We start from the raw sequence: 22,216 nt of genomic DNA on the forward strand, positions 1-22,216 counted from the left end.
GGCGCCAGAAGTGTGCCGCGGTTCTGGGGCAACGACATGCATCAAAACAAAGACTTAAGGCGCGTCGTATGAATCCGTTTCAGCGCGACGCGCTTTAATCGTCGCCTTCGACGACACGTAGCCTGAGCTGCCCCGTCTTGGAATCCGCCACCCGCACCCCTGCTTCGGCCTTGGCGGGTCCGCCACCGCGCACTTCGGCTTCGCTTTCGCCAAACTCCAGCGCTTCGATCTTTTGGCCGCGCTTGGTCACCTTCGACGTCGACACCAGTATCTCGTCGATATCCTTGGCCGACTGGCCAAAATGCGTCTGCAACCGGCGCACGCGTTCGTCGACGCGCGCGACGTCCTCCATCAGCCGGATCACCTCGCCCTGGATCAGATGCGCCTGTTCGCGCATGCGGGCGTCCTTGAGGATGGCCTGGATGACCTGGATCGACAGCATCAAAAGCGACGGCGAGACGATGATGACACGCGCCCGGTGCGCCTTCTGGACCACGGCGTCGAAATTCTCGTGGATTTCGGCGAACACCGATTCGGACGGCACGAACATGAAGGCCGTGTCCTGCGTCTCGCCCTGGATCAGGTATTTTTCCGAGATATCGCGGACGTGAATTTCGATGTCGCGGCGGAAAGCCTGGGCCGCGATCTTCTGTTGTTCGGCGCCATCGGCGGCGCGGATGGCGTTCCAGGCTTCCAGCGGAAACTTGGCGTCGATGGCAAGCTGCGGCGCACCGTTCGGCATCCTGACCAGGCAGTCGGGACGGCTGCCGTTTGACAGCGTTGCCTGGAACTCGTAGGCGCCCATCGGAAGGCCGTCGGCGACGATCGCCTCCATGCGCGACTGGCCGAAGGCGCCGCGCGTCTGCTTGTTGGACAGGATCGCCTGCAATTGCACGACCTGGCCGGCCAGCGACTGGATGTTGCCTTGCGCGGTGTCGATGACCGCCAGCCGTTCCTGCAGTTTGGCGAGGCTCTCATGCGTCGATTTTGTCTGTTCGGTCATGGTTTGACCGAGCCGGCCGGTCATGGCGTCGAGGCGCTGGCCGATCGACTGGTTGAGTTCGGCCTGCCTTGCGCCGAACACGTCGGCGATGGCGCCCATGCGGCCCTGCATCTCGGCCTGGCTTTGCAAAATGCCGGCCATCCGCGCCTCGGCGTCGCGGGCGTGGTCGGCGGCTTCCGCCGCGGCGATGGTGCGCGCCTTGGCCGATCGCCACAGCGCCACGACAAGCGCCAGGAACAGGCCGAGAAACACCAGCGCGCCGAGGGCCAGTGCATGGCCGAGCGTGATCGTCGTGGCGCCAAGCCGGGCAACGGGTTCGGAAAGGATGGTGCTCAGGTCGTTCATCCCGCCAGCATAGCCGATTCGCAGACCTGGCACAGATCAAAACGTGAACGAGACCGATTCGCACCGGTTGACGCTTCTCCTGCGACGTTTTAGGTGAGGCGCCATGTCGATCAAGCCGCTCATCATCCTTCCCGATCCTATCCTGCGCCAGGTTTCCAAACCGGTCGAACGCGTCGACGCGCCTTTGCGCAAACTGGCCGACGACATGCTGGCGACGATGTATGATGCGCCGGGCATCGGCTTGGCCGCAATCCAGATCGGCGAGCCGCTGCGCATGCTGGTCATCGACCTCGCCAAGGAAGACGAGCCGCCGGCGCCGCATGTCTTCATCAATCCCGAAATCCTCGAAAGCGCCGACGCTCGCTCGGTCTACGAGGAAGGCTGCCTGTCGATCCCGGACTATTACGCCGAGGTCGAGCGTCCCGCCTCGGTGCGCGTGAAATATCTCGACCGCGACGGCAAGCTGCAGGAGATCGAGGCCGAAGGCCTGATGGCGACCTGCCTGCAGCACGAGATCGACCATCTCAACGGTGTGCTGTTCATCGACCACATCTCGAAGCTGAAGCGCGACATGGTGGTCAAGAAGTTCAAGAAGCTCGCCAAGGACAAGGCGCCGGGCAAGCTGGTGGGATAGGCCCTGCTTTCGGCGACTCGCACAAAATCCCGTCTCGACCCGCCCCTATTGAGAGACGCTTCCTGGCGTGATATCATTGATATCAGACTGGAGACTCAGATGGGCGATATGTTGATCAGAGATATTCCCGAGCCGTTGAAGCGTGAAATCGAGCATGCGGCACGCAAGGGCGGCCAAAGCCTCTCGATCAAGGCGATCGATTTATTGCGAAAAGGCATGGTTGCGGAAAAAGAAGGCAAGGCCGAGCCTGGACTCACGGCTTGGGATGCGATTCGCGCTGCCTTCGCCTCGGAAAATGCAATCAGCGACGAATTTGCGCAGATGATGGATGAGATCGAAGCGGAACGGAAACGCGACTTTGGCCGCACCATTGAGAATTTCGAGTGATAATCCTCGATACCAATGTCGTCTCGGAAGCGAGCCGGCCCGCGCCCGATCCAAACGTCGCTAAGTGGTTTCGCAGACAGGACCTGCTCGACCTCTATCTCTGCGGTCCTGTTGTCATGGAGCAGTCCTTTGGAGCCGAAAGGTTTCTCAACAAGACCGGCTCGGACCGCCACGTCCGTGCACTTGACCACCTGGTTTCGAAGCAGTTTTCGGGACGTGTCGTCGAATTTGCCGGTCCCATTCCCCGTCTGGCGGGCAAGCTCCGGGCAATGCGGGAAACTATCGGCCGGCCGATCAGCCTTTCCGATGCCATGATCGCTGCCATCTGCCTGTCGCACGACGCTATGCTGGCGACGCGCAATATTAAGGACTTCGAAGAGCTTGACCTCAAGATCGTAAACCCGTTTGAAGCAGACGCTTGAGCGGACTGCCGCGCGCAGAACAGGATACTGGACGAAAAATGCCGCTTCGCGTCATCTTCATGGGCACGCCGGAGTTTTCGGTGCCGGTGCTGCGCGCGATTGCCGAGGCCGGGCACGAGATAGCAGCCGTCTACACCCAGCCGCCGCGCGCCGCGGGCCGCCGCGGGCTGGAGCTGACACCGTCGCCGGTGCAGCGCGAGGCTGAGCGGCTGGGCATCGAAGTGCGCACGCCGCTGTCGCTGAAGGGCGAGGCCGAGCAAGCTGCTTTCTATGCGTTGCGTGCCGATGTCGCGGTCGTCGTCGCGTATGGTTTGCTGTTGCCGAAGGGTATTTTGGAGGCTCCGCGCCTCGGCTGCCTCAACGGCCACGCCTCGCTTTTGCCGCGTTGGCGTGGTGCAGCTCCCATCCAGCGCGCCATTATGGCCGGCGACGTCGAAACCGGCATGATGGTGATGCGCATGGAAGAGGGCCTGGACACCGGTCCGGTGGCACTGGTTGAAAAATGCGCCATAGAGCCCGACATGACCGCCGGCGATCTGCACGACCGCTTGATGAATATTGCTGCCACGCTGATGGTGGAAGCGCTGTCCCGATTGGAGACAAATACCCTGGCATCGACTTTGCAGGCGGCTGACAGGGTGACCTACGCCAGGAAAATCGATAAGTCGGAGACACGTGTGGACTGGACGCGCCCGGCTGCGGAGGTCCACAATCACATTCGCGGCCTGTCGCCATTCCCGGGCGCCTGGTGCGAGGCCGACATCGGCGGCCGCACGGAACGGCTGAAACTGCTTCGCTCGACCCTTTCTGAAGGTACGCTTTCTAAAAGCATGGGCGAGTCGGGAGGAATTCTCGATGACCGGCTGACGGTCGCCTGCGGGTCGGGCGCGGTCAGGCTGGTCGAAGTTCAACGGGCGGGCGGAAAGCCTGCTGCCGCGCAGGAGTTTCTGCGCGGGGCCAAGATCGAAAAGGGAATGAAGTTCTCATGAGCATGATGTCGATACGCGGCGCGACGCCGCGGGACCGCGAGGCTATACGCCTCGTCGAGGAACACGCATTCGGCCAGCAGGCGGAGGCCGGGCTGGTCGACGCTCTGGTCACCGGCGGCGACGCCGTTGTCGAACTGGTGGCGGAAGAAGACGGCCAGGTGGTCGGCCACATCCTGTTTTCCAGGCTGTTCGTTCAGAACGGCGGCAAGCAGTTTGCAGCCGTGGCGCTGGCGCCGTTGGCGGTGGAACCTTCGTTCCACGGCTCGGGCATTGGCGGTGCGCTGATCCGCGAGGCGCATATCCGCCTCAGGGATGCCGGCGAGACGCTCGCCGTTGTGTTGGGCGATCCGGCCTATTACGGCCGCTTCGGCTACAATCATGCGCGGGCCGAAAAGTTCGAGAGCGAATATCAGGGCGAAGCGCTGCAGGCGCTGGCCTGGGGTGACGCACCCGAAAAAGGCAAACTGGTCTACGCCCAGGCCTTTACCGCACTCGCCGCCTGAACGAAGGGTGTATGCCGCGTTTTCGTCTCGATATCGAATATGACGGCAGCCTCTTCGCCGGCTGGCAACACCAGGCGGATCAGCCTTCGGTGCAGCAGGCGATAGAGCAGGCGATCGAGAAATTCTGCGGTGAGGCGGTGCGGATACGCGCCGCCGGCCGCACCGACGCCGGGGTGCATGCGACCGCCCAGGTGGCGCATGTCGACCTCGCCAAGGCATGGCCAAACGACAAGGTGCGCGACGCCGTCAACGCGCACCTGCAGGCGGCGGGCGCGCGCATCGCCATCCTGCAGGCGACGGTTGTCCTCAATGAGTTCGACGCCCGTTTCTCGGCCAGCGGACGGCACTATCTCTACCGCATCCTCAACCGGCGCGCGCCTGCAGCGATGGAAAAGGGCAAGGTCTGGTGGGTGCCGAAGCGGCTCGATGCGGACGCCATGCACGAAGCGGCGAAAGTCCTGCTCGGCCGACATGACTTTACCACCTTCCGCTCGACGCAATGCCAGGCCAACAGTCCGGTGCGGACGCTGGAGCTGCTCGATGTAAGCCGCCAGGGCGACCTGATCGAAGTCAGGGCCTCGGCGCGCTCTTTCCTGCACAACCAGGTGCGCTCCATGGTCGGTTCGCTGAAACGCGTCGGCGACGGCGGCTGGACCGCCGCCGACCTCAAGGCCGCGCTCGCGGCGCAAGACCGCGCCGCCTGCGGCCAGGTGGCGCCGCCCGACGGGCTTTTTCTCGTCGGTGTAGACTATCCGGAAAAGTTCTAAGCCGGAGCGGCGGTTGGCACAGTGATGCCGAGCAGCGCCACCAGGCCGAACAAGACGGCCAGAGACACCACCAACATGCCTGCGAACACGGCGCTGCCGACAGCCGCGCCCTTGCCGATCGTGGCGTTGGTCATCCGCCAGGAGAGTACCAGCGAAAGCACCACCAGAACCAGCCACACCAATTCGGCAACCGGGTTGCCGGACGGCAGGAAAAGCCTGATCAGCGCTGAAGGCAGCAGCATCCAGGCGGTGATCGCTGACGCCCAGTTGCTGGCGACGACATAGTGGACGAAGCGGTCGCCGATGCCGGCGCGCGATGCGACCAGGGCAAGCACAACCAGGGGCAGCAGCCACGAGCCGAGGTCGACGGTCGCCAGGCGAACCAACATGCCCAGCCGACCTGCGAACGCATTGGGATCGCCGATCTCGTTGGCCGTGCCGACCCAGCCGACGATCATCGCCGGCGCGGCGACGACGATGGCGAAGAAGGAATTCCAGAAGCCGTCCGCCGAAAGGTCGAGCAGCCGCAAGCCGTCGGCCTTTCCGAGCATCAGCCGCCAGGCGCCGTTAAGCGATGAAGAGGTCTCGTCAACCGAAAGCATGATCAGCCCTGCTCGAACCAGTCATCGATGAAGCGCTGGTAGATTTGGGTCAGCGTCTCGAGGTCGGCCAGTGCGACGCGCTCGTCGACCATGTGCATGGTCTTGCCGACGAGGCCGAACTCGACCACCGGGCAATAGTCCTTGATGAAACGCGCATCCGAGGTTCCGCCCGAGGTGGACAGCGCCGGCTCCTTGCCGACCGTCGCCTTGATCGACCCGCGCAGCGTCCCGATCAGCTTGTCGTCGCGCGTCAGGAAGACATGGCTCGGCCGGTCGCGCCAGATCAACTCGTAGTCGACCGGCGTCTTGCCGGTCCGGTATTTCTTGCGCTTCGCCGCCTGGTCGAGGCGGTTATGGATCTCGGCCTGCACCGTCTCGGCAGTCCATGTGTCGTTGAAGCGGATGTTGAAGGTGGCTGTCGCCTTGGCCGGAATAACATTGGTCGCCGGGTTGCCGACATCAATCGAGGTCACTTCCAGATTGGTCGGCTGAAAATCCTTCGTGCCCTTGTCGAAGACGGGCGACAGCAAGGCGTCGACCAGGCTGATCAGGCCGCGCACCGGATTGTCGGCGAGCAATGGATAGGCGACATGGCCCTGGCGGCCGTTGACCGTGACACTGCCCGACATCGAGCCACGCCGGCCGATCTTGATCATGTCGCCGAGCGTGTCCGGATTGGTCGGCTCGCCGACGATCGCGGCGTCCCATCTCTCGCCCCTGGCCGCCGCCCAGTCGAGCAGTTTTGTCGTCCCGTTGATGGCCGGCCCCTCCTCGTCGCCGGTAATCAGCAGCGAGACCGAGCCTTTCGGACCACCCTTGTTCTCGACATGGCGCGCCACGGCAGCGATGAAACAGGCAATGCCGCCCTTCATGTCGACGGCGCCGCGGCCGTACATCTCGCCCTTGGCGATCTCAGCGGCAAAGGGCGGATGCGTCCACGACGCCTCGTCGCCCGCCGGCACCACGTCGGTATGGCCGGCAAACATCAGATGCGGCCCATTACCGGAGCGGCGCGCGTAGAGGTTCTCGATGTCGGGGGTGCCGTGTTCGGAAAACACCGGGCGTTCGACGGAAAAGCCGAACGGCTTCAGCATGCCTTCCAGGGCAGCCAGCGCGCCGCCCTCGGCGGGCGTTACGGAGGCGCAGCGTATGAGGGTCGCGAGGTTGGCGGCGGGATCGGTCGGCAGTTTCATGGGCAAAGCGATAATCGAAAGCGAAAGGCCTGTCACGGCCAGAGATGATGACCGGTCTGCAGCCGACATTATGGTTTTCATGTCGTATAGTGCAGGCCAACACGAGATAATCGCATGGCCAACGCCGAAAAGACCATCGTCATTGCCGGCGCCGGCAGCATCGGCTGCTATGTCGGCGGTTGCCTGGCGCTGGCCGGACGCAAGGTGGTGTTTTTGGCGCGGCCAGGCATCGCGACGGCCTTGCTGGACGGTGGCCTGCGCATCACCGATCTTGATGGTCGCGACCGATCCATCCGGCCGGAGTCCGTCACCACCGATCCCGCCGCTGCCCTGGCCAGCGCCGACGTGGTGCTGGTGACGGTCAAGAACGGCGCTACCGACGAGATGGCGTCGCTTGTTGCCGGACATGCGCGCGGCGAAGTCGTGGTGGTCAGCCTCCAGAACGGCGTCGGCAATGCCGACCGGTTACGCGCCGGGCTCGGTGGACGGACTGTGCTCGCCGGCATGGTGCCGTTCAATGTCGTCCAGTCGGCCATAGGCAATTTGCCGCTTCACGTGCATCGCGCCAGCAACGGCAAGGTCATGATCGAAGATGGCGTGACCGGCCTTGCCGGCCTTCTCGATGTCGAAGGGCTTGGCGTGGAAACCCATCCCGACATGAAAGCCGTTCAGTGGGGCAAGCTGCTGATCAACCTCAACAACGCGCTTGTCGCCTTGTCCGGCCTGCCGCTGGCGAGCGAACTTGCCGACCGCCGCTGGCGGCGGATCCTGGCCGGTCAGATCGACGAGGCCTTGGCGGCGATGAAGGCGTTACATATCGCGCCGGCGCGGATCGGCGGCTTGCGTCCCGGCCTGCTGCCGAAGCTGCTCCGGCTGTCGGACTGGCTGTTCCGGCTGGTCGCCCGCCGCATGCTCGCCATCGACCCGCAGGCGCGCTCGTCGATGTGGGACGACCTCCAGCGCGGTCGGCCGACCGAGATCGGTGACCTGCAGGGGGCCGTCCTGAGCCTCGCCGAAAAGGCCGGCACGCCGGCGCCTCTGCTGAAGCGGGTCACCGCGCTGGTGCGGCAGGCCGAGCGGGAAACGCGCGGCTCACCCGGGCTGACGCCGGAAGCCGTCACTGGATAGTCTACTTGCCGCGAGCCTCGGGCCTTGGCCCGCATAGCCCGAAAACAGGCGCGTGGGCCCGCCGCGTCACAGCTTTGGTGCGCGCCTCGGAGCCGGCGCTTTGCTTGCCGGGCCTGGCGCCGGCACGGGCTGCGCCGCCGGGTGGTTCTCGATCAGCGTGATCTTCTGCCAGATCTTGCGCGACAGGTTGGACGCCAGGTTCTCGACGTCGTTGACGCCGTCGATGACCACATCGTCATTGACGGACTGCGCAAACAGCGCCGCGATCTTGCCGGTGATCGACAGCATTTCCGAGCAATAGTCGAGGTAGCGCGCCAGGTCGGCGGCATTGGTGATGCGAGCCGGCGAATGCGCGGTCGGCCTGAAATTGGCGGACAATGCTGCCGGATCCTTGGTCAGCTGGTGCATGTCGATGACATGGATCAGCGATCTCAACCCATGCAGCTGGCGAAACACCCGCTTGCGCTTGATGCGCTCCTCGGTGCGGATCAGCGCCAGCAGGCCGAGCACGGCAAGGATCATCATGTTGATCGTGGCTTCGATGCCTTGCACCGACTGCACCGCATCGTCGGCCTGCGAGATATGGATGAGCGGCAGGATGGTGCCGACGAATAGGAAGGTCAGCGCGCCGGCGGCAACAGCGGCGACGATGGCGCCGCGCAGCCACCAGATCGGCGCTTCCAGCGCCTGCGCCGCCTTGGCCAGGTCGCGCGACAGCGACACCAGTTCGGCGGCGACGCCGCGCAGGCCGGCATCGGGAAAACGCTCGGCGACGCGCTCTTCCAGCCGCTCGGCGGTGTCGATGATCAGTTTCGGATCAAGCGTGCGGTAGCGCATGGCGAGATATCCGGTCGGCGCTCATGGTTCAGCCGGCGCGTTGCTGCGTTTGCCGTAGCGGTTCGGACCGGGGTCACCCCGGAAACACGCTAGAACGATGAGAAGAATGGGGCCGATGACAAGAGAGATCAACGCGTAATAAGTCGGCTTGCCGAAATCATGAAACCGCTTTGCGGTTACCGCAAAGCTCGACCATGTCGAGATGAGCAAAACGACCCAGAACACAAGTGCCCAGTTCTGGCTGGTTGCGGTGCCGGGTTCCAGTCTCGACAACTGGTAGAGCGGGAAAAACTGTGCAAGCACCAGCAGCAGCCCGGCGAGCACGTAGGCACTTGGGCTGACGCGCCCTGAGAGGCTGAAGAAAAGCCAGGGAAGTGGTGGTGTGTTGGGCAATCTGGAGCGCTCTGGTTGCTCGGACAGGATCAATCACGCAGCAGTTCGTTGATCGAGGTTTTCGACCGGGTCTTGGCATCGACGCGCTTGACGATGACGGCGCAGTAGAGGCCAGGGCCCGGCTCGTTGTTCGGAAAGGCCTTGCCCGGCATCGAGCCGGCGACGACGACCGAATTCGGCGGCACCTCGCCATAAAACACTTCGCCGGTGGCGCGGTCGACGATCTTGGTCGACTGGCCGATGAACACACCCATTCCGAGCACCGAGCCTTCGCGCACGATGCAGCCCTCGACCACTTCGGAGCGCGCGCCGATGAAGCAATTGTCCTCGATGATGGTCGGGCCGGCCTGCATCGGCTCCAGCACCCCGCCGATGCCGACGCCGCCCGAGAGGTGCACATTCTTGCCGATCTGGGCGCAGGAGCCGACCGAGGCCCAGGTGTCGACCATGGTGCCGCTATCGACATAGGCGCCGACATTGACGAAGGACGGCATCAGCACCGCGCCCGGCGCGACATAGGCCGAGCGGCGCACGATCGAAGACGGCACGGCGCGGAAGCCTGCCTTCTCGAAATCGACCGCGCTCCAGCCGTCGAACTTCGACGCCACCTTGTCCCACCAGACCGCCTGGCCGGGGCCGCCCTTGATGATCTCCATCGGATAGAGCCGGAACGAGAGCAGCACCGCCTTCTTCAGCCATTGGTTGACATGCCATTTGCCATCGGCCTGGCGCTCGGCAACGCGCACGGTGCCACGGTCGAGCAGGTCGAGTGAGGACTGGATGGCGTCGCGCGTTTCGCCCCGGGTCGCGGTCGAAATCGTGTCGCGCTCCTCGAAGGCCTTCTCGATCGTCTTTTCGAGGCTGGCCAGATCAGGCTTCGACATGAATTCGCTCCGTTACCACGCTGTTAAGGCCGTCGGCCTTAACCTTGTTTTGAAAGTCGCGCGGACCCTATGTTAAGGCGTATTGGGGGTCAATCGCGCGTGCGCCATGGGACGGCGCAAGTGAACTGTTGGGACGGGTAGAAAGCATATGACTCCTATGGAAAAGGCGGGATGGACGCCGCTGCCGCATTCGGACGAGGATCTGGAGCGCTCGAAAAGCGTTCCCGACACGCCGCAGACGCGCGCCGAAACCTACCGGCTGGCCTGGAACGATCCCGACTTCATGACGCGCCGGGAATTGCGCGCTGTGCGCTTGCAGCTTGAGCTCTTGAAACCCGAAATGATCCTGGCCGAGCGCGGCATCCGCTCGACGGTCATCCTGTTCGGCGGCGCGCGTATTCCCGAGCCCGGCGGCGAGGCCTGGGCCGCCAAGAACGAGACGCAGAAGAAAAACCTCGAGGAAAACAGCAAATATTACGAGGAGGCGCGCAAATTCGCCCGCCTCTGCTCACAGCAATCGGCCACGTCCTACTACCGCGAATTCGTCGTCGTCACCGGTGGCGGCCCAGGCGTGATGGAGGCGGGAAATCGCGGCGCCGACGATGTCGGCGCGCCGTCGATCGGCCTCAACATCGTCCTGCCGCACGAGCAGGCGCCGAACGCCTATGTGACCCCGGAGCTGTGCTTCAACTTCCACTATTTCGCCATCCGCAAAATGCATTTCGTGATGCGCGCCAAGGCCGTCGCGGTGTTTCCGGGCGGCTTCGGCACCATGGACGAGTTCTTCGAGACGCTGACGTTGATCCAGACCGGCCGCATGGAACGCGTGCCGGTGATCCTGTTCGGCAAGGCGTTCTGGCAGCGCGCGATCGACCTCGATTTCCTGGCCGAACAAGGCACCATCACGCCCGGCGACCAGGATATCATCGACTTTGTCGACACCGCCGACGAGGCCTGGGGGATCATCAGCCGCTTCTACAAGTTGGGGGAGTAGGGGAACCGGGAATTGAGGAACTGAAGAATTGAGGAAAAGGAGGTCCGGATCGGTCTTCCTTTCACCAGTTCTTCAATTCTTCAGCTCCTCAATTCCTCCACCCCCTCCACTATCCCCGTCAGAAACGTCGCCAGATCGTCGGTGACGAAATCGACGTCGTCCTCATTGGCCGGATCGCGTTCCCAGATTTCGGCAAAGGTCGGCTCGAAATTGCGCGGCACCACCAGCACCGTGGTCATGCCCAGTGATTTCGGCACCTCGAGGTTGCGGGCGAGATCCTCGAACATCACCGCATTGTGTCCGGTGACGGCGTGCAGTTCGGCAAACTTCTCATAGGTCTGCCGCGACGGCTTCGGCGTCAGTCCGGCGGCGACGATATCGAAAATGTCGTCGAAATGGTCGAGTATGCCGAGCTGGCGCGCGGTGCGCTCGGCGTGCCTGCGGTCGCCATTGGTGAAGATGAACTTGCGGCCGGGCAGCTGGCGGATAGCGGTGCCCAGCACCGGATCCGGCACCAGCCACGAATAGTCGATATCATGCACCTTTTCGAGAAAATCGTCGGGGTCGATGCCGTGACGCGTCATCAGCCCGTTCAGCGTCGTGCCATATTCGAGATAGAGTTCCTTCTGCAGCTTGCGCGCTTCCTCGCGCGGCAGCGTGAGCAGTTCTCCGACATAGGCCGTCATCTTGACGTCGATCTGCGAAAACAGATTCGAATGGTGCGGATAAAGCGTGTTGTCGAGGTCGAACACCCAGTCGGTGACATGGGCGAAGCGGGCGGGATCGGGCAGCGTGGTCATGGCGTCCTTATGGCATGAAATATCTGCCGTTCGAACCCCTTTCTGATGTAGAGCTTATCCACAACCTATGTGCATCTAGAGTTGTAAAAATGGGCTCACCATTCAAATTTTAGCCATCACGGAAAGGTGGCCTTCAGGGCTTGCTGGCACAGAGACGGTTCAGTGGGAGCCAGCGATGAGTCGCATAGTCTTAAAGTCCGCCGCGGTCGCATTCGGCTCGGTAGCCATCTCGCTTTTGCTGACGCTGATCATCGTTCCCGCCATGGGTTTTCCGGTCGACCGCACTGTCTGGCTGACATCGACGGTGTGCCCGCTGGCGCTCGCCTGGATCGCCTGCGCCAGCACCTTCTGGCAGAGCGACCGACTGAAAAACGCGCATCGCGATCTCGCCCGCGCGCATGCCCAGCTCGCCGCCGCGCATCGGCGCCTGTCGGCGAAGGCGAGCCGCGACGACATGACCGGCATGCTCAACCGCGAGAGCTTCTTTGCCGCGTTGGACGGCTCGCGGCGCAAATCCGATCGCGGCGCGCTGCTGATCATCGACGCCGACCATTTCAAGGCGATCAACGACAGTTTCGGCCATCTGACCGGCGATGACGCACTGGTGTTGATCGCCAGCGCCATCGAGCGCGGCGTCCGCAGCGGCGACGTGCTCCGCCGCATTGGCGGTGAGGAGTTCGGCGCCTTCCTGGTCGGCGCTACGGAAGCCGAAGCCCGGCGCGTGGCCGAGCGCATCCGCCGTGAAGTCGAGCTGGTCCGCTTTCGTCCGGTCGACGAGCGCACGGTGCCGCTGACCGTCTCGATCGGCGGCATCACCTGTGCGCAAGATGCCGATGTCTCGGACCTGATGCGCGCCGCCGACCGCCGGCTCTACGAGGCCAAGCACCGCGGCCGCAATTTGTCGATCCTCGACCGGGACATTTCCGAAGCTGCGTGAGGTGTTGGTGGTGGGGCTGTTAACGGTTCGCCAACATTGTTTCCACGCAACTGCGCCGTTTACCGGGTTGTAACTCGTTTACAGGCAAGGCTTGGCACGGGAATGGCATGTCTGGCCGGTACGTGTGCCGTTCAGGGAACGCCATGCGTGGATCGAAGCCCCCATCCAGAGACGTGTCATGAGTTTGTTCATCAGGAAAATGTCGCGCCGCACCATCGTGCAGGCGCTGATTGCGATGCCGGCGCTACAGCTTTTTCGCAAGCTGCCTGACAGCGACCGCCCCCCGGCCGATCCCGACGAGATCGTCGTGGTCAATGGCTGGATCCTGAAGCGGAGCGACCTGGCATGATCTTCGACTGCTATGAGGCGTTTCGAGCCTCGGATTTCAAGCCCAAGGTCTGCATTCTCGGCTCCGGGCCGGCCGGCACCACCATTGCCAGAAAGCTCGGCGCCGCCGGCATTCCGGTCGTGGTGCTGGAGGCCGGCGCACGCGAATTCAGCGACGAGTCGCAGGATTTCTACCGCGGCTCCACGGTCGGCGATCAATATTTCGATCTCGACATCACCCGGCTGCGCTTCATGGGCGGGTCGTCGAACCACTGGGCCGGCTGGTGCCGCGTGCTCGACAAGCAGGACTTTGAGCCCAAGGCATGGGCGCCGGACACCGGCTGGCCAATCGCCCGGACCGACATCGAGCCCTATCTGTCCGAGGTGCACGACATACTCGAGCTTCCCGACTTCAAGCCCGATGTGCCGATTTCAGACGACATACGCTGGGTGCAGCTGATCAAGAGCCCGGCCGTGCGCTTTGGCGAGAAATTCTCCGACGAGCTCGACAAGAGCAAGAACATAGCGCTCGTGCTCAACACCTATGCCACCGAACTTGCCGGGGACGGCAAACGAGTGACCGGCGCCAGGCTGTGGTCGAACGGCAAGGATGCCGGCGCCTTCAGCGCCGATTATTTCATCGTCTGCGCCGGCGGGCTGGAGAATTCGCGGCTGCTTCTATGGTCGAACCAGCGCTCGAATGGCGGCGTGGTGCCGAACGCCACGGCACTTGGCCGCTACTGGATGGAGCACCCGACCTTCGAGGGCGGCAATGCCATCCTGGCCGATTACAGGAAGTTCGAGGTTGATGCCGTCAACGAGGCGTTCTTCTCGCCGACGCTCGCCGCCATGGAGCGGCTGCAGATCATGAATTTCGGCATACGCCTGATCGAGACGCCCTATGCCGGCGTCAAGAGCCTGATTGCCGACCTCGCCTGCACCGCGCCCGAGGCCGCCGAATGGATCGCCTACCAGCTCAGCCAGAACCTGCGCTGCGCCGCCCAGCTCTACGTCGCCTGGGAACAGGCGCCGCTGGCCTCGAACCATATCGAATTGTCGAAGACCGATGTCGACCGTGCCGGCGTGCCGCGCATCGAGCTGCACTGGAAGAAGTCGCCGTTGGAGCGCCGCACCATCCTCGAGGGGCTCAAGCTGTTCGGAACGACGCTGATCGAGAAGGACCTCGGCCGCGTCCGCATCATGGACTGGCTGACCAATCGCGAGGACTACCCGACGGATGAGGAACTGGCCGGCCACCATCATATGGGCGGCACGCGCATGGGCACCGATGTCACCAAGAGCGTGGTCGACGCCAACTGCAAGGTGCACGGCATGGACAATCTCTATGTCGGCGGTTCCTCGGTATTCTGCACGTCGGGCGAATGCAACCCGACGACGACGATCACCGCACTTGCCTGCCGGCTAGGCGACCATCTGACCAAAGTAATCACGGTGTGACGAAGTCATCCCCCCGGTGTGACGAAGTCATCACCGTCTGATTGTCAAAAAAGCGAACGGCGCGACAGGATTTCTACCGGCGCTACCCATGCCTTGGTGTCGAAACCCTCGGAAATCAGCGCCAACGAGATCTCCCTCCCCCTTGTGGGGAGGATTAAGGGTGGGGATAGGTGCCGCGCAAACCCTTCAGGATTTGCTAAACCGTCGCTGGATCCAGGGTCGGCTGCCCCTTGCGGCGGGCAACGATCGCCTTGAAATCGGCGGTCCGGAACGCATCGCGCAGCACGTCGAAGGACGGCAGCACGAAATAAGCGCGCTGGAACTTGTCGATCTCGTAACCGGTGCGCATTACCGTTTCGAGGTCGAAGGGCACGTGGTGCGCGTCCGGGCTCGCGACGGCGAACTGCAATTCGGTGAACGACGACATCAGCCCGGCGCCGAAAGCTTTCAGCTTCTGGCCCTCCTCCTGTATCAGCCCGTATTCGGCGGTGTACCAGTAGAGCCGGGTGATCATCTCGTCACCGCCCAGCGCAATCACGCTCTCGGCCTTTTCGCCATACATCTGCATGAAGTCGGCAAACACCGGCTGTGTCAGGATGGGCACATGGCCGAAGAAGTCGTGGAACATGTCGGGTTCGACGATGTAGTCGAGCTCGTCCTTGGTGCGCAGCCAGTTGGTCACCGGAAAGCGCCGGTTGGCGAGATGGTCGAAGAAGGGCGCGGCCGGGATGAGGCCAGGCACGGCGACGATTTCCCAGCCGGTCAGCTTGCGCAGCCTGTCTGAGACCGCGCCGAAATCCGGGATCTTGTCGAGCAGGCCGAGTGCGGCGACGCCATCGAGATAGGAATGGTGCGCCAGCTTCTGCGTCAGCTTGGTCTGCCGGTCGCACAGCGTGCGCCACACCGCTTGTTCGTCGGCGATGTAGTTGTAGCCCTGCGCCACGGTGAAGTCGGAACGGCACACCGAATAGTCGCCACGCAGGCCTTGCGCCGCGCAATCACGGGCATATTCGGCAACGCTCATCGTCGTCATGGTTCTTCTCCCCTGATCGTGACACTTGAATATGTCCGCAGAGTCTAGCGGCGGCCGGCGAGGCAATTCAGCTTTGATGATGGCTTGGGTCCATGATTTGAGGTAAAAATCACCAAGCAGAAGCTGAAAGAGAGTGAAAATGCCTCAGTTCGACGATTTCGAGATCAAGATGCTGGATGTTCTTCAGCGCGATGGACGCAAGCCCGTGTCCGAACTGGCGCAGGAGATCGGCCTGTCGACGACGCCTTGCGCCCGCCGCTTCGAGGCGCTGCAGGAGGCCGGCATCATCAAGGGCTTTGCCGCCGTGCTCAACCGCCGCGCCGTCGGCCTGATGGTCGAGGTGTTCATCCAGGTGCGCCTCACCAGCCACAGCGACGGTTCGCCCGAAACCTTCATCGCCGCCGTGCAACGCATGGACGAAGTGTCGTCATGCTGGACGATGACCGGCGACCACGATTTCCTGCTGCACGTCATGGTGCCGTCGGTCGACGAACTCAACGCCTTCGTCATGCACCGCCTGATGCGCCTTGCCGGCGTGCGCGACGTTCACACCCAGCTGGTGCTGCAGAACATCAAGGGCCCGGGCCACGTGCCGCTCGCCCACCTCAGGCGGTAGGACACGCATCGCCATTTCTGCGGAAAAGCTGCACGCAAACTGCTGAACGGAGCCCAAATGCGAAACTGAAACGCCGGCTACGCCATGCGGACCGTCGCTCAAAGGTCCGTCATGAACATCGTGCTGATCAATCCGCCGCACACCGCCATCGGCAGCCGCGTGCCCGATGACCATCTGCCACCGCTCGGCCTGCTGGCGCTGGGCGGCCCGCTTATCGACGCCGGCCATAAAGTCCGGCTGGTCGATGCCGAATTCGGGCCGATGCCGTTGGAAACGCTGGTGCGCGATGCGCTCAGCGGCCAGCCCGATTGCATCCTGATCGGCCATTCCGGCTCGACCTCGGCGCATCCCACCGCGCTCGCGATCGCCCGCATGGTCAAGGCGCTCGAGCCGGCGACGCTTGTGATCTATGGCGGCGTGTTCCCGACCTATCACTGGCGCGACATACTGGCGGCGAGCGATGTCTTCGACTTCATCGTGCGCGGCGAGGGCGAGGCAACCATCCTTGCCCTGGTCGTGGCACTGGACAATCGCCGGCCACTGGCCGATGTCGCGGGTATCGCCTATCGCGACGATCTCGGCCGCCCCTTCGCGACGCGGCCGGCCGGGACCACTGCCAATCTGGACGAGTACCGCGTCGGCTGGGAGCTGATCGATCACCGCCGCTACAGCTATTGGGGCGGCAAGCGCGCCGTGGTCATGCAGTTTTCGCGGGGCTGCCCGCATCTGTGCAACTATTGCGGCCAGCGCGGTTTCTGGACCCGCTGGCGGCACCGCGACCCCAAGAAATTTGCGCAGGAGATTGCCTGGCTGCACCGCCAGCACGGCGTCGAACTGATCAACCTCGCCGACGAAAACCCGACCGTATCGAAGAAGGTTTGGCGCGCCTTTCTCGATGCGCTGATCGCCGAGAACGTGCCGGTGCTGATCGTCGGCTCGACCCGGGCCGACGACATCGTGCGCGATGCCGACATCCTGCACCTCTATCGCAAGGCCGGCGTCATCCGCTGGCTGCTCGGCATGGAAAACACCGACGAGCAGACGCTTCAACTGATCCGCAAGGGCGGCAGCACCTCATCCGACCGCGAGGCGATCCGGCTGCTCCGCCAGCATGGCATACTGTCCATGGCGACCTGGGTGGCTGGGTTCGAGGATGAGACCTTTCGCGATCTGTGGCGCGGCTTTCGCCAGCTGCTTGCCTATGACCCCGACCAGATCCAGGCGCTCTATGTCACGCCGCACCGCTGGACGCCGTTCTTCCGCATCGCCAAGGACCGCAAGGTGATCCAGACGGATGCCCGGCTGTGGGACTACAAGCACCAGGTGCTGCAGATGACGCGGCTGAAACCGTGGATGCTGTTCTTCTCGGTCAAGCTGATCGAGGTCGCGGTGCAGTCGCGGCCGAAGGCGCTGGCGCGCATTCTCTTCCACCCCGATCCCGAACAGCGCCATTCGATGCGCTGGTACACGCAAATGGGCCGCCGCGTGTGGTTCCGCGAGGTCTGGGGTTTTCTGGCCCGCGACCGCCGCCTCAAGGATGGTCCGACGCTGGCTGAGTTCTGGGGCGCTCCGCAGGATGCCGATGAGGAATCCATGGTCGTCATGCGCCCGTCGCGCAAGCCGGCCGAAGCGGCTGTCGCGATCTCGGCCGGCGCCTGACAGGCTCGCTGCCATTCACAGATACGTACCGTATGCGTATTGACATACGCAGCGTATGTACCCACCTCATGCATACGGGACGTATGTGAGTGCCCCGGACAATGGAGTGAAAATGACCAAACGTGACGCGATCTTTCCTGCCGGCAGGCAGGCTCTCTACGAGATCAATCGCTATTCTGCTGCAATCCGATCGGGCGATCTTTTATTCGTCTCGGGCCAGGTCGGCAGCCGCGAGGACGGGTCGCCCGAACCTGTCTTCGAAAAGCAGGTCCAGCTTGCCTTCGACAATCTCGCGGCAGTGCTGAAAGCAGCGGGCGCCACGTTCGACGATGTAGTCGACGTGACCACCTTCCACACCGATCCGGCAGCGCAATGGCCCGTGATCGATGCCGTTCGGCTGAAGGTGTTCGGTGAACCGCCCTACACCAATTGGACGGCGGTCGGCGTCAACTGGTTAGCCGGCTTCGACTTCGAGATAAAGGTCATCGCGCGCCTGCCCCAGCCTGCCTAAGGGCTGGCCAGCCGACCAACTGGCCGCCAAGCCAGTTGCCGATCAGGGCACGATCAGCGTGCCGGCGCCGTGTTCGGTGAACAGTTCCAGAAGCACCGCATGCGGCGTCTTGCCGTTGAGGATGACGACGCCTTCGACGCCGCGCTCGATCGCCTCGATGCAGGTCTCGACTTTGGGGATCATGCCGCCCGACACCGTGCCGTCCTTGATCAGCGCCTTGGCTTCGGCCACCGTCAGCTCGTCGATCAGCTTCTTGTTCTTGTCGAGCACGCCGGGCACGTCGGTCAGGAACAAAAGGCGCGTCGCCTGGCAGGCGCCGGCGATGGCACCGGCGAAGGTGTCGGCATTGATGTTGTACGTGTGGCCGTCGCGGCCGGGCGCCACCGGCGCCAGCACCGGGATCATTTCCGAGCGTGCCAGCAGGTCGAGCAGGGTGCGGTCGACCTCGACCGGCTCGCCGACGAAACCGAGATCGAGCACACGCTCGATGTTGGAGTCCGGGTCGATCATGGTCTTGCGCGCCTTTTCGGCGAACACCATGTTGCCGTCCTTGCCGCACAGGCCGATCGCCCATTCGCCCTCGGCGTTGATCAGCGCGACGATCTCCTTGTTGATCGAACCGGCCAGCACCATCTCGACGATCTCGACCGTCTTCTGGTCCGTGACGCGCAGCCCGCCTTCGAACTTGGATTCGATGCCCATCTTGGCCAGCATGGCGCCGATCTGCGGCCCGCCGCCATGGACGACGATCGGGTTGACGCCGGACTGCTTCAGCAGCGCGATGTCACGGGCGAAAGCCTTGCCGAGCTCGATATCGCCCATGGCATGACCGCCATATTTCACCACCACCGTCTTGTGCTCGTAGCGCTGCATATAGGGCAGGGCCCGCGAGAGCAGGGCGGCCTGCATTTCGGCGGTGGCGGTGATCTCCGTCATCGGCATGGTTCCCTGGATGCGGGTAAGGACGGCGGCGTCTTAGCGGGAATTGGCCTAGGCCGCAAACAGCTTTGCTATCACGATGATGAAATCTGCCGGATCAGGCCGGCACCTTGAGCGGCGCCCGCCGCGTCAGCCAGCCGGAAATCTTCTCCATCTGCGCGGCGAGCGACAAGAACGTCTGCTCGTCGCCGGGGCGGCCGACGCCCTGGATGTCGAGCGGCAGGCCATTCTGGATCGCCGGCCAGTGGTGAACCACAGGCTCTTGTCCATCAATTGCCCAAACAGGGATCTGATCTCCAAGAGACGGGTCAAATGCAATTTGTCGAGCAGGTTTTCGATGAGCTCGCGGCCCCCTTCGGGTCCATGGCGCCTCAGGCAAGCGGCGGATGCGCAATGATCGGGTTGCCTCGGCGCGCGCGATCGCAGCATCGACAAGGTCCGGCGGCGAGATCTCGCCTCTATGCACCAGCTCCGCCAAGCCGGTTGCATCGTTCTCCCACAGCATCTGTTCGGCCGACATTGCTGTTCCCCTTTCTGCGGGAGGCTAACGACAGCCGATTTCCTTGGCACCGACCGGCGATTACTGGCGATCGGGCGCGGACATCGTTTGCGTGGACAACAAGATTTCTGCCTTTGCAAATAAATCGTGATCGCTTAGCTTGTCCGTATGACGCCGCAGGATATCTCCACCCTGATTGTCCGGACCTCGATGAAGGATCGGACTGCGTTCGATCTGCTTTACCGGCAAACCAGTGCGAAACTTTTCGGCGTGTGCCTTCGTGTATTGAAGGATCGCGGAGATGCGGAAGAAGCGCTGCAAGAGGTCTTCGTCAAAGTGTGGACGAAGGCGGACCGTTTCGCTGTTTCCGATCTAAGCCCAATCTCCTGGCTGGTGGCCATAGCACGCAATCATGCGATTGATCGCATCCGGTCGCGACGCAAGCCCGCTGCCGATATCGATGCCGCGCTCGACGTGGCTGACCCCGGTCCGGGGCCAGAGGCTATGGTTGTTGCGGGCGGTGAATCCGAGCGCATCTATCAGTGCCTTGAAGAGTTGGAACAAGACCGGGCGCAAGCCGTTCGGGGTGCTTATTTGAACGGCGAAAGTTACGCCGAGCTCGCGGAACGTCACAAGGTTCCGCTCAACACGATGCGGACATGGCTGCGCCGCAGCCTGTTGAAACTTAGAGAATGTCTGGAAAGATGACCCTGGCAGAAGAAAATGGACCGGAACGTGGAGGCGACGACCTGCTCGCAGCCGAATACGTTCTCGGCGTGCTGCCGGCGGATGAGCGCCAGATAGCCTCCGGACGCATCGACGCGGAGACCGGCTTTGCCCGTCTCGTCGATTCCTGGGAAGTGAATCTCTCGCCGATGGCTGCCGCTTATGCTGAGGTAGAGCCGCCGGCCACCATCAAGCCGGCTATCGATCGCCGGCTGTTCTCCTCCACCGCGGCGTCGACGACGGCCCCGAGCGGCAGCCTGTGGTCCAGCCTTAGCTTCTGGCGCGGCCTCACCGCAGCGGCTCTCGCGGCCCTGGTGCTCTATGTCGCCGTGCCTTACGTCAGGTCGCCGGTCGTCGTGCCGCAGGAGCGCCTCGTCGCCTCGCTGGCTGCCGAAGGCAGCGATGTCAAATACCTCGTCGTCTACGACGCTTCCCGCCGCGATGTCGGCCTGTCGCTGGTTTCGGGCGAACGCGCCGCCGGCAAGGACTTCGAACTGTGGATGATCGAAGGCAAGAATGCGCCGGTCTCGATGGGTGTCATTCCCGCCGGCCAGGTCACGCACATTCCGGTTACCCCGGCAGTGCAGCAGAAGCTGGCGCAAGGCGCCGTGCTTGCCGTCAGCGTCGAGCCGACGGGCGGTTCGACGACCGGACAGCCGACCGGACCGGTCGTTGCCGCGGGCGACCTGAAGGGCATCTGATAAATCGTAAAACCATGACGTCACAATGAAGACAGCGGAAGTACATCTTCCGCTGTTTTCGTTTTGGATACGCTGCTGGAGATTAGAGGTTCGATCTCCGGAGATTAATTCGTCGACAAAATAAAGGAAATTTTTCCCGGCGCGCGGAAACTCAGGCAGTTCTATTTCGTATCTCCTCATGTTCCGAAAGAGGAAACAATAACCCCGAGGAGTTCGAACACTATGCGTAGAATCGCCACCCTTTTGCTCGCCGGTACCATTGCCGTCTCCGCCCTCGCCACAATCGCCTATGCCGAGAATCCGATGGTTGGCGGCGCCGCCATGTACGCCAACAAGAACATCGTCGAGAACGCCGTCAATTCGAAGGACCACACCACGCTGGTCGCCGCCGTCAAGGCTGCCGGCCTGGTCGAGACGCTGCAGGGCGCAGGCCCGTTCACCGTCTTCGCGCCGACCAATGAGGCCTTCGCCGCGCTTCCGGCTGGCACGGTCGAGACGCTGCTCAAGCCCGAGAACAAGGACAAGCTCACCAAGATCCTGACCTGCCATGTCATCGGCGCTAAAGCGATGGGCGCCGATGTCGCCTCGATGGCCAAGGCCGATGGCGGCACCCATAAGGTCAAGACGGTCGGCGGCTGCGAGCTGTCGCTCAAGGCTGACGGCGGCAAGGTCACCGTGACCGACGAGAACGGCAATGTCGCCAATGTGACGATCGCCGATGTCGAGCAGTCGAACGGCGTCATCCACGTCATCGACAAGGTCCTGCTGCCGAAGATGTAACAAAGCCCTGCCGCCGACGAACAGGCGGTAAGCTCCTGCAGATTGCGCGGCCCCGCCCCCGTGGGCCGAGCAAACGACCGAGCGCTCCATCCCGTCCGCAACAAGCGCGGAGCCGGTGTGGAGCGTTCGTTTGCAGGGCAACCGTCACC

At 63.1% G+C, this 22,216-nt stretch carries 27 protein-coding genes; 17 read left to right on the top strand and 10 right to left on the bottom strand.

Annotated features, from left to right (window positions below; translation table 11 throughout):
- Nucleotides 1–94 precede the first annotated feature (94 nt).
- Nucleotides 95–1,348, bottom strand: coding sequence for a DNA recombination protein RmuC (locus tag NKJ58_RS25150; RefSeq protein ID WP_023692996.1), 1,254 nt, complete (start codon nt 1,346–1,348; stop codon nt 95–97).
- Between the two features lie 103 nt (nt 1,349–1,451).
- Here NKJ58_RS25150 and def point away from each other — a divergent pair, with 103 nt between their 5' ends.
- From def to truA, 6 genes are all read left to right on the top strand, one after another.
- A complete protein-coding gene (def, locus tag NKJ58_RS25155; protein WP_023673213.1) occupies nt 1,452–1,982 on the top strand; it encodes a peptide deformylase in 531 nt (176 codons plus the stop codon).
- 99 nt (nt 1,983–2,081) lie between these two features.
- Nucleotides 2,082–2,369, top strand: a complete 288-nt coding sequence (locus NKJ58_RS25160; RefSeq protein WP_023696043.1) for a hypothetical protein — start codon at nt 2,082–2,084, stop codon at nt 2,367–2,369.
- A complete protein-coding gene (locus NKJ58_RS25165) occupies nt 2,366–2,791 on the top strand; it encodes a type II toxin-antitoxin system VapC family toxin (RefSeq protein WP_023732763.1) in 426 nt (141 codons plus the stop codon). Before NKJ58_RS25160 ends, NKJ58_RS25165 begins: the two co-directional genes overlap by 4 nt.
- Nucleotides 2,792–2,829: 38 nt before the next feature.
- Nucleotides 2,830–3,780 carry a methionyl-tRNA formyltransferase gene (fmt, locus tag NKJ58_RS25170; RefSeq protein ID WP_352519107.1) on the top strand — a complete coding sequence of 317 codons (951 nt, stop codon included), beginning with the start codon at nt 2,830–2,832 and terminating at the stop codon, nt 3,778–3,780.
- A complete protein-coding gene (locus tag NKJ58_RS25175; RefSeq protein WP_023728813.1) occupies nt 3,777–4,283 on the top strand; it encodes a GNAT family N-acetyltransferase in 507 nt (168 codons plus the stop codon). The genes fmt and NKJ58_RS25175 overlap by 4 nt, the downstream gene beginning before the upstream one ends.
- An 11-nt stretch (nt 4,284–4,294) precedes the next feature.
- The gene (gene truA, locus NKJ58_RS25180; RefSeq protein ID WP_023821724.1) at nt 4,295–5,050 is read left to right on the top strand and encodes a tRNA pseudouridine(38-40) synthase TruA; all 756 of its coding nucleotides are present in this window, start codon (nt 4,295–4,297) and stop codon (nt 5,048–5,050) included.
- On the opposite strand, the gene NKJ58_RS25185 is transcribed toward truA, so the two are convergent.
- Both NKJ58_RS25185 and dapE read right to left on the bottom strand, forming a co-directional pair.
- Nucleotides 5,047–5,652, bottom strand: coding sequence for a hypothetical protein (locus tag NKJ58_RS25185; RefSeq protein WP_023821725.1), 606 nt, complete (start codon nt 5,650–5,652; stop codon nt 5,047–5,049). The genes truA and NKJ58_RS25185 overlap by 4 nt on opposite strands.
- Before the next feature lie 2 nt (nt 5,653–5,654).
- The gene (gene dapE / locus NKJ58_RS25190; protein ID WP_352519065.1) at nt 5,655–6,845 is read right to left on the bottom strand and encodes a succinyl-diaminopimelate desuccinylase; all 1,191 of its coding nucleotides are present in this window, start codon (nt 6,843–6,845) and stop codon (nt 5,655–5,657) included.
- A gap of 114 nt (nt 6,846–6,959) precedes the next feature.
- On the opposite strand from dapE, the gene NKJ58_RS25195 reads away from it, so the two are divergent.
- On the top strand, nt 6,960–7,973 hold the full coding sequence (locus NKJ58_RS25195; RefSeq protein ID WP_352519064.1) for a 2-dehydropantoate 2-reductase: 1,014 nt from the start codon (nt 6,960–6,962) through the stop codon (nt 7,971–7,973).
- Between the two features lie 66 nt (nt 7,974–8,039).
- Here NKJ58_RS25195 and NKJ58_RS25200 read toward each other — a convergent pair whose 3' ends face one another.
- From NKJ58_RS25200 to dapD, 3 genes are read right to left on the bottom strand one after another with little or no spacing between them, the layout of a single operon-like run.
- A complete protein-coding gene (locus NKJ58_RS25200) occupies nt 8,040–8,810 on the bottom strand; it encodes a hypothetical protein (RefSeq protein WP_023703796.1) in 771 nt (256 codons plus the stop codon).
- Between the two features lie 21 nt (nt 8,811–8,831).
- A complete protein-coding gene (locus NKJ58_RS25205) occupies nt 8,832–9,236 on the bottom strand; it encodes a DUF805 domain-containing protein (RefSeq protein ID WP_084013651.1) in 405 nt (134 codons plus the stop codon).
- Complete coding sequence (gene dapD, locus NKJ58_RS25210; protein ID WP_023673222.1) at nt 9,233–10,087, bottom strand: 2,3,4,5-tetrahydropyridine-2,6-dicarboxylate N-succinyltransferase; 855 nt, start codon at nt 10,085–10,087, stop codon at nt 9,233–9,235. The genes NKJ58_RS25205 and dapD overlap by 4 nt, the downstream gene beginning before the upstream one ends.
- A gap of 148 nt (nt 10,088–10,235) precedes the next feature.
- Here dapD and NKJ58_RS25215 point away from each other — a divergent pair, with 148 nt between their 5' ends.
- Complete coding sequence (locus NKJ58_RS25215) at nt 10,236–11,081, top strand: LOG family protein (protein ID WP_023681343.1); 846 nt, start codon at nt 10,236–10,238, stop codon at nt 11,079–11,081.
- 80 nt (nt 11,082–11,161) lie between these two features.
- Here NKJ58_RS25215 and NKJ58_RS25220 read toward each other — a convergent pair whose 3' ends face one another.
- The gene (locus NKJ58_RS25220; RefSeq protein ID WP_023687469.1) at nt 11,162–11,881 is read right to left on the bottom strand and encodes a pyrimidine 5'-nucleotidase; all 720 of its coding nucleotides are present in this window, start codon (nt 11,879–11,881) and stop codon (nt 11,162–11,164) included.
- Nucleotides 11,882–12,056: 175 nt separating this feature from the next.
- Between NKJ58_RS25220 and NKJ58_RS25225 the strand changes: the two genes are divergently transcribed.
- From NKJ58_RS25225 to NKJ58_RS25235, 3 genes are all read left to right on the top strand, one after another.
- The gene (locus NKJ58_RS25225; protein ID WP_352854063.1) at nt 12,057–12,818 is read left to right on the top strand and encodes a GGDEF domain-containing protein; all 762 of its coding nucleotides are present in this window, start codon (nt 12,057–12,059) and stop codon (nt 12,816–12,818) included.
- A gap of 178 nt (nt 12,819–12,996) precedes the next feature.
- Nucleotides 12,997–13,167 carry a hypothetical protein gene (locus NKJ58_RS25230; RefSeq protein WP_023819248.1) on the top strand — a complete coding sequence of 57 codons (171 nt, stop codon included), beginning with the start codon at nt 12,997–12,999 and terminating at the stop codon, nt 13,165–13,167.
- A complete protein-coding gene (locus tag NKJ58_RS25235; RefSeq protein WP_352519063.1) occupies nt 13,164–14,603 on the top strand; it encodes a GMC oxidoreductase in 1,440 nt (479 codons plus the stop codon). Before NKJ58_RS25230 ends, NKJ58_RS25235 begins: the two co-directional genes overlap by 4 nt.
- A 196-nt stretch (nt 14,604–14,799) precedes the next feature.
- Here NKJ58_RS25235 and phhA read toward each other — a convergent pair whose 3' ends face one another.
- A complete protein-coding gene (phhA, locus tag NKJ58_RS25240) occupies nt 14,800–15,636 on the bottom strand; it encodes a phenylalanine 4-monooxygenase (RefSeq protein WP_352519062.1) in 837 nt (278 codons plus the stop codon).
- Between the two features lie 139 nt (nt 15,637–15,775).
- On the opposite strand from phhA, the gene NKJ58_RS25245 reads away from it, so the two are divergent.
- The 3 genes from NKJ58_RS25245 (at nt 15,776) to NKJ58_RS25255 (ending at nt 18,422) form a co-directional block, all read left to right on the top strand.
- Nucleotides 15,776–16,252, top strand: a complete 477-nt coding sequence (locus tag NKJ58_RS25245) for an Lrp/AsnC family transcriptional regulator (protein WP_023687465.1) — start codon at nt 15,776–15,778, stop codon at nt 16,250–16,252.
- Nucleotides 16,253–16,363: 111 nt separating this feature from the next.
- Nucleotides 16,364–17,911, top strand: coding sequence for a magnesium-protoporphyrin IX monomethyl ester anaerobic oxidative cyclase (gene bchE, locus NKJ58_RS25250; protein WP_023681350.1), 1,548 nt, complete (start codon nt 16,364–16,366; stop codon nt 17,909–17,911).
- 112 nt (nt 17,912–18,023) lie between these two features.
- Nucleotides 18,024–18,422, top strand: coding sequence for a RidA family protein (locus NKJ58_RS25255; RefSeq protein WP_023681351.1), 399 nt, complete (start codon nt 18,024–18,026; stop codon nt 18,420–18,422).
- A gap of 42 nt (nt 18,423–18,464) precedes the next feature.
- Here the strand turns inward: NKJ58_RS25255 and argB are convergent, their stop codons facing one another.
- Both argB and NKJ58_RS25265 read right to left on the bottom strand, forming a co-directional pair.
- Entirely contained in the window at nt 18,465–19,358 is an 894-nt protein-coding gene (gene argB / locus NKJ58_RS25260) for an acetylglutamate kinase (RefSeq protein WP_013528489.1), read from the bottom strand.
- Between the two features lie 100 nt (nt 19,359–19,458).
- Nucleotides 19,459–19,881 (bottom strand): amidase, encoded by a 423-nt coding sequence (locus tag NKJ58_RS25265; RefSeq protein ID WP_245270238.1) that lies wholly within the window; start codon nt 19,879–19,881, stop codon nt 19,459–19,461.
- Nucleotides 19,882–20,028: 147 nt separating this feature from the next.
- Here NKJ58_RS25265 and NKJ58_RS25270 point away from each other — a divergent pair, with 147 nt between their 5' ends.
- The 3 genes from NKJ58_RS25270 (at nt 20,029) to NKJ58_RS25280 (ending at nt 22,067) form a co-directional block, all read left to right on the top strand.
- Nucleotides 20,029–20,568 (top strand): sigma-70 family RNA polymerase sigma factor, encoded by a 540-nt coding sequence (locus NKJ58_RS25270; RefSeq protein ID WP_023673234.1) that lies wholly within the window; start codon nt 20,029–20,031, stop codon nt 20,566–20,568.
- Entirely contained in the window at nt 20,565–21,287 is a 723-nt protein-coding gene (locus tag NKJ58_RS25275) for an anti-sigma factor (protein ID WP_023673235.1), read from the top strand. The genes NKJ58_RS25270 and NKJ58_RS25275 overlap by 4 nt, the downstream gene beginning before the upstream one ends.
- Nucleotides 21,288–21,509: 222 nt before the next feature.
- Nucleotides 21,510–22,067, top strand: coding sequence for a fasciclin domain-containing protein (locus NKJ58_RS25280; RefSeq protein WP_023681353.1), 558 nt, complete (start codon nt 21,510–21,512; stop codon nt 22,065–22,067).
- Nucleotides 22,068–22,216: the final 149 nt, after the last annotated feature.

This window comes from Mesorhizobium sp. M0139 (assembly GCF_040322455.1).
Lineage (GTDB): Bacteria > Pseudomonadota > Alphaproteobacteria > Rhizobiales > Rhizobiaceae > Mesorhizobium.

Coding starts and splice junctions, on each gene's coding strand:
- NKJ58_RS25150 (WP_023692996.1), bottom strand. CDS start 1,348: ATGAACGACCTGAGCACCATCCTTTCCGAACCCGTTGCCCGGCTTGGC.
- def (WP_023673213.1), top strand. CDS start 1,452: ATGTCGATCAAGCCGCTCATCATCCTTCCCGATCCTATCCTGCGCCAG.
- NKJ58_RS25160 (WP_023696043.1), top strand. CDS start 2,082: ATGGGCGATATGTTGATCAGAGATATTCCCGAGCCGTTGAAGCGTGAA.
- fmt (WP_352519107.1), top strand. CDS start 2,830: ATGCCGCTTCGCGTCATCTTCATGGGCACGCCGGAGTTTTCGGTGCCG.
- NKJ58_RS25175 (WP_023728813.1), top strand. CDS start 3,777: ATGAGCATGATGTCGATACGCGGCGCGACGCCGCGGGACCGCGAGGCT.
- truA (WP_023821724.1), top strand. CDS start 4,295: ATGCCGCGTTTTCGTCTCGATATCGAATATGACGGCAGCCTCTTCGCC.
- NKJ58_RS25185 (WP_023821725.1), bottom strand. CDS start 5,652: ATGCTTTCGGTTGACGAGACCTCTTCATCGCTTAACGGCGCCTGGCGG.
- dapE (WP_352519065.1), bottom strand. CDS start 6,845: ATGAAACTGCCGACCGATCCCGCCGCCAACCTCGCGACCCTCATACGC.
- NKJ58_RS25195 (WP_352519064.1), top strand. CDS start 6,960: ATGGCCAACGCCGAAAAGACCATCGTCATTGCCGGCGCCGGCAGCATC.
- NKJ58_RS25200 (WP_023703796.1), bottom strand. CDS start 8,810: ATGCGCTACCGCACGCTTGATCCGAAACTGATCATCGACACCGCCGAG.
- dapD (WP_023673222.1), bottom strand. CDS start 10,087: ATGTCGAAGCCTGATCTGGCCAGCCTCGAAAAGACGATCGAGAAGGCC.
- NKJ58_RS25215 (WP_023681343.1), top strand. CDS start 10,236: ATGACTCCTATGGAAAAGGCGGGATGGACGCCGCTGCCGCATTCGGAC.
- NKJ58_RS25220 (WP_023687469.1), bottom strand. CDS start 11,881: ATGACCACGCTGCCCGATCCCGCCCGCTTCGCCCATGTCACCGACTGG.
- NKJ58_RS25225 (WP_352854063.1), top strand. CDS start 12,057: ATGAGTCGCATAGTCTTAAAGTCCGCCGCGGTCGCATTCGGCTCGGTA.
- NKJ58_RS25230 (WP_023819248.1), top strand. CDS start 12,997: ATGAGTTTGTTCATCAGGAAAATGTCGCGCCGCACCATCGTGCAGGCG.
- NKJ58_RS25235 (WP_352519063.1), top strand. CDS start 13,164: ATGATCTTCGACTGCTATGAGGCGTTTCGAGCCTCGGATTTCAAGCCC.
- phhA (WP_352519062.1), bottom strand. CDS start 15,636: ATGACGACGATGAGCGTTGCCGAATATGCCCGTGATTGCGCGGCGCAA.
- NKJ58_RS25245 (WP_023687465.1), top strand. CDS start 15,776: ATGCCTCAGTTCGACGATTTCGAGATCAAGATGCTGGATGTTCTTCAG.
- bchE (WP_023681350.1), top strand. CDS start 16,364: ATGAACATCGTGCTGATCAATCCGCCGCACACCGCCATCGGCAGCCGC.
- NKJ58_RS25255 (WP_023681351.1), top strand. CDS start 18,024: ATGACCAAACGTGACGCGATCTTTCCTGCCGGCAGGCAGGCTCTCTAC.
- argB (WP_013528489.1), bottom strand. CDS start 19,358: ATGACGGAGATCACCGCCACCGCCGAAATGCAGGCCGCCCTGCTCTCG.
- NKJ58_RS25265 (WP_245270238.1), bottom strand. CDS start 19,881: ATGTCGGCCGAACAGATGCTGTGGGAGAACGATGCAACCGGCTTGGCG.
- NKJ58_RS25270 (WP_023673234.1), top strand. CDS start 20,029: ATGACGCCGCAGGATATCTCCACCCTGATTGTCCGGACCTCGATGAAG.
- NKJ58_RS25275 (WP_023673235.1), top strand. CDS start 20,565: ATGACCCTGGCAGAAGAAAATGGACCGGAACGTGGAGGCGACGACCTG.
- NKJ58_RS25280 (WP_023681353.1), top strand. CDS start 21,510: ATGCGTAGAATCGCCACCCTTTTGCTCGCCGGTACCATTGCCGTCTCC.